Origin of the sequence: Nakamurella sp. (genome assembly GCF_048594475.1) — a bacterium.
In the GTDB taxonomy this organism is placed as follows: Bacteria; Actinomycetota; Actinomycetes; order Mycobacteriales; family Nakamurellaceae; genus Nakamurella.
The window spans coordinates 1-7,380 of sequence record NZ_JBMDXT010000206.1; the positions used below are offsets into that span (position 1 = coordinate 1).

At 73.0% G+C, this 7,380-nt stretch carries 8 protein-coding genes and 1 pseudogene; 4 read left to right on the forward strand and 5 right to left on the reverse strand.

The genetic code is table 11. The features are described from left to right. Positions 1-187: 187 nt before the first annotated feature. The 3 genes from ACOJUF_RS09685 to ACOJUF_RS09695 form a co-directional block, all read right to left on the reverse strand. On the reverse strand, positions 188-457 hold the full coding sequence (locus ACOJUF_RS09685) for a hypothetical protein (RefSeq protein ID WP_420121649.1): 270 nt from the start codon (positions 455-457) through the stop codon (positions 188-190). A gap of 100 nt (positions 458-557) precedes the next feature. Next, positions 558-911, reverse strand: a complete 354-nt coding sequence (locus ACOJUF_RS09690) for a helix-turn-helix domain-containing protein (protein ID WP_420121650.1) — start codon at positions 909-911, stop codon at positions 558-560. A gap of 178 nt (positions 912-1,089) precedes the next feature. Next, the gene (locus ACOJUF_RS09695; protein ID WP_420121651.1) at positions 1,090-1,497 is read right to left on the reverse strand and encodes a pyridoxamine 5'-phosphate oxidase family protein; all 408 of its coding nucleotides are present in this window, start codon (positions 1,495-1,497) and stop codon (positions 1,090-1,092) included. Positions 1,498-1,574: 77 nt separating this feature from the next. Here ACOJUF_RS09695 and ligA point away from each other — a divergent pair, with 77 nt between their 5' ends. The 4 genes from ligA to ACOJUF_RS09715 are packed head-to-tail and all read left to right on the forward strand — an operon-like array spanning position 1,575 to position 6,357. Further along, complete coding sequence (ligA, locus tag ACOJUF_RS09700; RefSeq protein ID WP_420121652.1) at positions 1,575-3,782, forward strand: NAD-dependent DNA ligase LigA; 2,208 nt, start codon at positions 1,575-1,577, stop codon at positions 3,780-3,782. Continuing rightward, the gene (locus tag ACOJUF_RS09705; protein WP_420121653.1) at positions 3,779-4,996 is read left to right on the forward strand and encodes a cytochrome P450; all 1,218 of its coding nucleotides are present in this window, start codon (positions 3,779-3,781) and stop codon (positions 4,994-4,996) included. Before ligA ends, ACOJUF_RS09705 begins: the two co-directional genes overlap by 4 nt. 7 nt (positions 4,997-5,003) lie before the next feature. Next, positions 5,004-5,735 carry an AAA family ATPase gene (locus ACOJUF_RS09710; protein ID WP_420121654.1) on the forward strand — a complete coding sequence of 244 codons (732 nt, stop codon included), beginning with the start codon at positions 5,004-5,006 and terminating at the stop codon, positions 5,733-5,735. Between the two features lie 58 nt (positions 5,736-5,793). Continuing rightward, a complete protein-coding gene (locus ACOJUF_RS09715; protein ID WP_420121655.1) occupies positions 5,794-6,357 on the forward strand; it encodes a TIGR03086 family metal-binding protein in 564 nt (187 codons plus the stop codon). Between the two features lie 256 nt (positions 6,358-6,613). Here the strand turns inward: ACOJUF_RS09715 and ACOJUF_RS09720 are convergent, their stop codons facing one another. Next, positions 6,614-6,985: a VOC family protein gene (locus ACOJUF_RS09720; protein WP_420121656.1), complete on the reverse strand. Its 372-nt coding sequence runs from the start codon at positions 6,983-6,985 to the stop codon at positions 6,614-6,616. A 67-nt stretch (positions 6,986-7,052) separates the two neighbouring features. Further along, positions 7,053-7,380, reverse strand: a pseudogene (locus ACOJUF_RS09725) (amino acid-binding protein); the annotation flags it as partial.

Genomic DNA, 7,380 nt, shown 5'->3' on the forward strand with positions numbered 1-7,380 from the left:
GGGGGGGGGGGGGGGGGGGGCTCTGGGTGGGGGGGGCCCACCCGGGGGGGGGCCCCCCCCCCCCCCGGGGGGGGGGGGGGGCGGGGGGCCGCGACCGTCGAGGTGGTCACAGCCGTCCGGGGGCTCGTCGTCCCCCGGTCGGCCGTGAGCTCATCGGGTGGTGCTCAGGCCGGGCGGCCGAGTGGACTCAGGCGGCCGGGGCCAGCGCCGCGAACAGCTTGTCGGTGGTGGCGCGGCCCTGGGCGAGCACCTTCTCGGCGAAGTCGAAGCCGGCAGCGGTGACGTCCTCGGCCTTGGGCAGGTCGGCCGGGACCGGCACGTCGACGGCCGGCTTCGGCATCTCGGGGAGGGCCTTGACGAAGGCCGCGACGGCCTCGACGAAGTTGTCCTGCACCTTGGCCACGGCGGCCAGGAACTCGTCGGCGGTCTTGGTGGCCTCGGCAACGTAATCGGTCATCGTCAGTCATCCCCTTCGGATTGGCATTGGCGTGGTGTCCCACGAACGATGCTTAGTCTGCCAAGCATTCCGAAGTATGTCAAGCATCTTGCTTGATAAATCAAGCAGAGTCGCGGAGCGTCCGGTACATGTGCAGCAGGGCGTCCTTCTTCTCCTGGGTCAGCGTGTCGTCGAGCCGGATGGCCTCCTCGACGCTCACCCGCGGGGCCTGCTCCTCGTCGGTGTCCAGCAGTCCGAACTGGGCGAAGAGCACCGCCGGCGGGATGTGCAGCGCGCCGGCGATGCCCCGCAGCACCTCGGCGGACGGGCGGTACTGCCCGCGCTCGATCTGGCTGAGATAGGAATCGGACATGCCGCTGGCCTTGGCCAGCTGCCGCTGCGAGATGTTGGCCAGCCGGCGCTGGGCCTTGACGAAGGCGCCGAACGCCTCGGCCATGTCGGCGGGCTTGTCCATGACGGTGGCCTCCCTGCGGGCATCGGCGGCCGTGCCGAACCCGTGCCGGTCTGCTGGCGGATCTGACGGCGATCGGCACCCGGAGGGCACCGATGCGATGTCGACCAAGCATGCCACGACCCCGGTCGCTCCGCGGCGGCGGCACGCGGGCGATGACCGGGGGGAACGGGCCCGAGGGTCAGGCGTGGCCCAGGATGCGCTCGACCGAGATGAGCAGTGCCACCCGGTGCGGGTTGACCCGGGGGGTCCGGTAGCGCTGCGCGTAGCGCCGTTCGGCCTCGGCGACGTCGGCCGGGTCCCGGCTGACCCGCACCGGACCCTCCAGGCTCGCCCACCGCCGCCCGTCGACCTGCCCGACCGCCGCCCGTGGCACCCGGCCGTCCGGACCGGGCCGTTCGGCGTTGCGCACCTTGACGCTGCCGTCGCCGGTGATCACCCGGACCAGCCCGGCCACCGGGTCGTAGGTGAACCCGACGGCGACGACGTGCAGCGAGCCGTCCCGGCGCAGCGTCGACAGGGTGGCCAGATGGCGTTCGCCGAGGAAGGCCAGCAGGGCGGGATCGGGGTCGGTCGGTCGGTGCGCCACGGGGTGAGCATGGCATCGCGCCGGCCGGGCCCGGACGGCGCCATCGGCTGTCGGTGCTCGGTCCTACTGTGGTGGCCGTGACCGAACCCGTGACCGATCAGGTGCCCGCCGCCGCGCAGCTGCCGGCGGTCGGCGTGCCCGAGGACGCCGCCCGGCGCCATGCCGAGCTGGCCAAGACGATCACCGACGCGCAGTTCCGGTACTACGTGCTGGACGCCCCCACGATGACCGACGGCGAGTTCGACGTGCTGCTGCGCGAGCTCGCCGCGCTGGAGGAGGCCTACCCGGCGCTTCAGACGCCGGACTCGCCCACGCAACGGGTCGGCGGCGGGTTCTCCACCGAGTTCGGCGCGGTCGAGCACGCCGAACGGCTGCTCTCGCTGGACAACGTGTTCTCCGCGGACGAGCTGGTCGGCTGGCTCCAGCGAACGGTGCGGGAGGCGGGCGCCGCGGTCAGCTGGCTCACCGAGCTCAAGATCGACGGTCTGGCGGTCAACCTGACCTACGAACGGGGGCGGCTGACCCGGGCGGCCACCCGTGGCGACGGCCGGATCGGCGAGGACGTCACGCTCAACGTGCGCACCATCAGGGCGGTGCCCGAGCAACTGCGCGACGATGGCGCCCACGACGTCCCCGAGTTCGTGGAGATCCGCGGCGAGGTGTTCTTCCCGCTGGCCGCGTTCGAGGAGCTCAACGCGTCGCTGGTCGCGGCGGGCAAGGCCCCCTTCGCCAACCCGCGCAACTCGGCCGCCGGGTCCCTGCGCCAGAAGGACCCCCGGATCACCGCGGCCCGCGGGCTCACCATGCTCTGTCACGGGATCGGTGCGCGGGTCGGGTTCGACATCGAGCGGCAGTCCCAGGCGTACGACCGGCTCCGCTCGTGGGGGCTGCCGATCTCCGAGCACAACCGGGTGGTGCACGACGAGCAGGAGGTCGCCGACCGGATCGCCTACTGGGCCGAGCACCGGCACGACCTGTCGCACGACATCGACGGAGTGGTCGTCAAGGTCGACGAGGTCGCGGCCCAGCGGCGGCTCGGTTCGACCTCGCGGGCGCCGCGTTGGGCGATCGCCTACAAGTACCCGCCGGAGGAAGCGACCACCCTGCTGCGCGACATCCAGGTCAACGTCGGCCGCACCGGGCGGGTGACCCCGTTCGCCGTGCTGGAGCCGGTGCTGATCGCCGGTTCCACCGTCGGCATGGCGACCCTGCACAACCAGGACGAGGTCGTCCGCAAGGGCGTGAAGATCGGTGACACGGTCGTGGTGCGCAAGGCCGGGGACGTCATCCCGGAGATCCTCGGCCCGGTCGTCGACCTGCGCGAGGGGCGCGAGCTGCGGGACTTCGTCATGCCCACCCACTGCCCCGAGTGCGGCACCGCCCTGGCCCCGGCCAAGGAGAACGACGTCGACATCCGGTGCCCCAACGCGCGCAGCTGCCCGGCGCAGTTGCGGGAACGGGTCTTCCACCTGGCCGGGCGCGGGGCGTTCGACATCGAGGGCATGGGGTACGAGGCGGCCATCGCCCTGCTGGGCGCGGGCGCGATCACCGACGAGGGCGACATCTTCGACCTGACCGAGCAGTCGCTGCTCACCGTTCCGCTGTTCACCACCAAGGCCGGCGCGCTGTCGGCCCACGGCCGCAAGCTGCTGCAGAACCTGCAGGCCCGTCGGGCCCAACCCTTGTGGCGGGTGCTGGTGGCGCTGTCCGTCCGACATGTCGGGCCGACCGCGGCGCGCGCGCTGGCCCAGCAGTTCGGTTCGCTCGAGGCGATCCGGTCCGCCTCCCGGGAGGAGCTGGCCGCGGCCGAGGGAGTCGGACCGACCATCGCCGACGCGGTCATCGAGTGGTTCACCGTCGACTGGCACCGGCAGATCGTCGACAAGTGGGCGGCGGCCGGGGTACGGATGGCCGACGAGCGCGGCGACCGCCCGGAGCAGACCCTGGCCGGCCTGTCCATCGTGGTCACCGGCGGCCTGGAGGGCTTCTCGCGCGACGAGGCCAAGTCCGCCCTGCTCGAGCGGGGGGCCAAGGCGGCCGCGTCGGTGTCGGGCAAGACGGCGTTCGTGGTCGTCGGTGAGAGCCCGGGATCCAAGTACGACAAGGCGGTCTCGCTCAAGGTGCCGATCCTGGACGAGGCGGGTTTCCGCGTCCTGCTCGCCGAGGGCCCCGACGCGGCCCGCGCGGTGGCGACCAACCGGCCCGAGCCCGAGACCGGGCCCGAGCCCGGGCCGGATGCGGAGCCGGAGCCCGGGTCCGAAGCCGAGCCGGCGGACCCGGAATGACCCTCGCCGAGCTGGGTTTCGACCCGTCGTCACCGGCATTCCTGGCCGATCCCTACCCCGTGTACGCGCGGCTGCGGGAGGCCGGTCCGGTGCTCTGGCACGAGCCGCGTGAGGTCTTCCTGCTGACCCGGTTCGAGCAGGTGCACGCCGCGCTGCGGGACCGCCGGCTGGGGCGGGCCTTCGCGCACCGGTACACCGCCGCCGAGTTCGGCCGGCCGGAACCCGATCCGCGGTGGGCGCGCTGGCAGGAGTCGGAACGCTGGTCGCTGCTGAACCTGGAACCGCCCGACCACACCCGGCTGCGCCGGCTGGTGACGGCGGTGTTCACGCCCCGGGCCGTGGCCGCGTTGCGCCCCGTCATCGAGGACTACAGCGCCCGGACGCTGGCCCGGGCCCGGGAGTCGGCGGAGTTCGACCTCATCGCCGACTACGCCCAGCCGTACTCGGTCGCGGTGATCTGCATCCTGCTCGGGGTGCCGGTGACGGACGGGCCGCGGCTGCTCGACTGGTCGCACGCCATCGTCAAGATGTACGAGATCAGCACCGACGACGCCCACCGGGCCGCCGCCGAGCGGGCGGCGGGCGAGTTCATCGACTACGTCACCGCCCTGATCGCCGAGCGCCGCACGCAGCCCCGGGACGACCTGATCTCGCAGCTGATCGGCATCGCCGACCAGGGCGACCGGCTGACCCAGGACGAGATCATCGGCACCGTCATCGTGCTGCTCAACGCCGGTCACGAGGCCACCGTCAACACTCTGGGCAACGGGATGCGGGCCCTGCTGCGGCATCCCGATCAGTGGGCGCGGGTCGTCGGCGGCGAGGTCGATCCGGCCACCGCGGTCGAGGAGATGATCCGCTGGGACGGGCCGCTGCAGTTGTTCGAACGCTGGGTGCTGGACGAGGGGGTCGAGATCGCCGGCCAGCCGCTCGCGGTCGGGCAGCGGATCGCGATGCTGTTCGGCTCGGCCAACCGCGACCCGGACCGGTTCACCGAGCCGGACCGGTTCGACGTCGCGCGCGGCGACAGCGGGCACATCGGCTTCGGCGGCGGCACCCACTTCTGCATCGGGGCGCCCCTGGCCCGGCTGGAGATCGCGGTCTCGCTGGCGCAACTGCGCCGCGACTGCCCCCGGATCGAGCCGGTCGCGGAGCCCGAGTACGAGCCGTTCTTCGTGATCCGCGGGCTCAAGGAGCTGCGCGTCCGGTGGTGACTCGCCGATGGTGAGAAGGGCGGTGGCTCGGCCGATCCGGACCATCCGCGGCGAACCGGTGGCCGCCGGCGGCTACCCCTGGGACGTGCCGGCCGTGCGCCAGATCCTCGCCGACGGTCTCGAACCGGGTGCGGTGACCATCCTGGTCGGCGAGAACGGCAGCGGGAAATCGACCCTCGTGGAAGCGATCGCGGTCGCCTACGGGCTGTCGCCCGAAGGCGGGTCGACCGGTGCCCGGCACTCCACCAGGGCCACCGAATCACCGCTGTCCGAACGGGTCTCGCTGGTCCGCAATCCCGGGGCCGCCCGCTGGGGGTTCTTCCTGCGCGCCGAGACGATGCACGGCTTCTTCTCCTACCTCGAGGCCAACCCGGGTGGGCCGGACCCCGCCTTCCACGAGATGTCCCACGGGGAGTCGTTCGTCGCGACGCTGTCGGCCCGGTTCACCGATCCGGGGTTGTACGTCATGGACGAGCCCGAGGCGGCGCTGTCCTTCACCACCACGCTGGCCCTGGCCCACCTGCTGGCGGAGATGGCCCGGGGGGAGAACCGGCAGGCGGTCGTCGCGACGCACTCGCCCATCCTGGCCGCGCTGCCGGGCGCCGACCTGTACGAGCTCGGTCCGTGGGGCATCCGGCGGACCCGGTGGTCGGACCTGGCGTTGGTGGCCCAGTGGCGACGCTTCCTGGCCGACCCGGACCGTTTCCTGGCCGACCCGGATCGCGACGGCTCGAGCTGAGCCCGCGGCCGGTGTGCCCGGCGCCGACCGCGGGCCCGGGATGTGCTGCACTGGGTCGATGATGCTCGTGCCGTTCTACCGCAGCGCCGTCCGCCAGTTCGACAGCCGGATCCGCGCGGTCGGACCCGCGCAGTGGACGTCCAGCACCCCGGACGCCGACTGGGACGTGCAGCGGCTCGTCGCGCACGTGGTCAACGTGCAGAACCGGTTCGCCGCCCACCTCGGGGGCCGCCGGTCGAGCCCGACCGCGGCGACGGGTGCGGAACTGGTGGACGCCTGGACCGAGGCGTCGACGGCGTCCGTGGCCGCGTTCGAGGCGGTCACCGACTGGTCGGTCGCCGCACCGCTGCCGACCGGCGTCCCCGGCACGCTGGGCGAGCTGGGCTGGCTGCTCACCTCCGACCTGACCATCCACGCCTGGGACCTGGCCCGCGCGGTCAACGCCCCGGACGAGTTCCCCAACGACCTCGTCGGGGCGGTGCTGGAGCAGACCAAGGCGTCCCACGAGCGCTGGTTCCGGCCGGAGTCCTTCGCGCCCGCCATTCCCGTGCCCGGCTGCACCGACGACCTCACCGAGCTCCTGGCCCTGTCCGGCCGCAACCGCTGGTGGCGCCGCGGCTGACCCTCCGGCGCGGATCAACAACCCCGGCGCGGACGACATCGTCGACTCCTGTCCCATCCCTCACATTCGGGGTGATTTGATCCGCGCCGCGGTCCACACGTGGGTGTGGGCACCCGCGCGGATGAAGTCGTCGACTTGTGTCCCAGCAGTCACATTCGGGGCTGTTTGATCCGCGCCGGCGTCGATGATCCGCGCGGGCAGGGCACGGGGCCGCGCGGGAAGGGCAGGGGAGGGGGACGGTGACGGGGCGGGTGGGTCAGCGGCCGTGGGTGGTGAAGCGGAGGTAGTGGCCGTCGGGATCGAGCAGGCGGAAGTCCTTCAGGCCCCAGGGGCGCAGGGTGATGTCCTCCTGCAGCGGCCAGCCGGCGCGGACGATGCGGTCGCGTTCGGCGTGCAGGTAGTCCACCTCGACGACGATCTCGACCCCGGTGGGCGGGTGGCGGTAGGCCGGCACGCCGCCGGGCAGCGCCACCGCGCCCAGCCGGAAACCGTCGCGCGACAGCGCGATGTACGGCAGCGGATCGGCCCGGCGGTCGTCGTCGACGACGAAGCCGAGCAGGTCCACGTAGAACCGCACGGTCGCGTTGAGATCGGCGGGGAAGATCTCCAGGCGCAGACTGGTCGGCACCAGCCGACTGTACGGGCCCGCGCGCCCGGCCCGGCCGGGCGCGCAGGGGAGAAGCGCGGCCCCGGCGTCAGTCCAGCGCGGGCAGCGGCGAGCGGCCGGTGACCACGGAGGTCAGCCCGGCCAGGTGACCGAGCCGGGCGACCTCGGAGTCGCGCATAGCGGGCCCGCCGGGCCGGCCGACGATCACCGTGGTCTCCGGGTCCCACAGCGGCGCGGCGGCCATCTCGGTGCCGACCGTCTTCCAGTCCTCGGGCACCCACGGCGCCTCGGGGTCGAGCACGACCGCCTTGTCGATCGGGGCCCACCCCGGCGTCACGTCGGTCAGGTCCGGCACACCGCCGCCGCCGGCGAGCAGTTCGACCGAGCCGACGCCGCCGTTCATCGGCGTCCGGACG

Bases quoted from the DNA above. Each gene is read 5' to 3' on its own strand.
- ACOJUF_RS09685 (WP_420121649.1), bottom strand. From the start codon at position 457: ATGACCGATTACGTTGCCGAGGCCACCAAGACCGCCGACGAGTTCCTG.
- ACOJUF_RS09690 (WP_420121650.1), bottom strand. From the start codon at position 911: ATGGACAAGCCCGCCGACATGGCCGAGGCGTTCGGCGCCTTCGTCAAG.
- ACOJUF_RS09705 (WP_420121653.1), top strand. From the start codon at position 3,779: ATGACCCTCGCCGAGCTGGGTTTCGACCCGTCGTCACCGGCATTCCTG.
- ACOJUF_RS09710 (WP_420121654.1), top strand. From the start codon at position 5,004: ATGGTGAGAAGGGCGGTGGCTCGGCCGATCCGGACCATCCGCGGCGAA.
- ACOJUF_RS09715 (WP_420121655.1), top strand. From the start codon at position 5,794: ATGATGCTCGTGCCGTTCTACCGCAGCGCCGTCCGCCAGTTCGACAGC.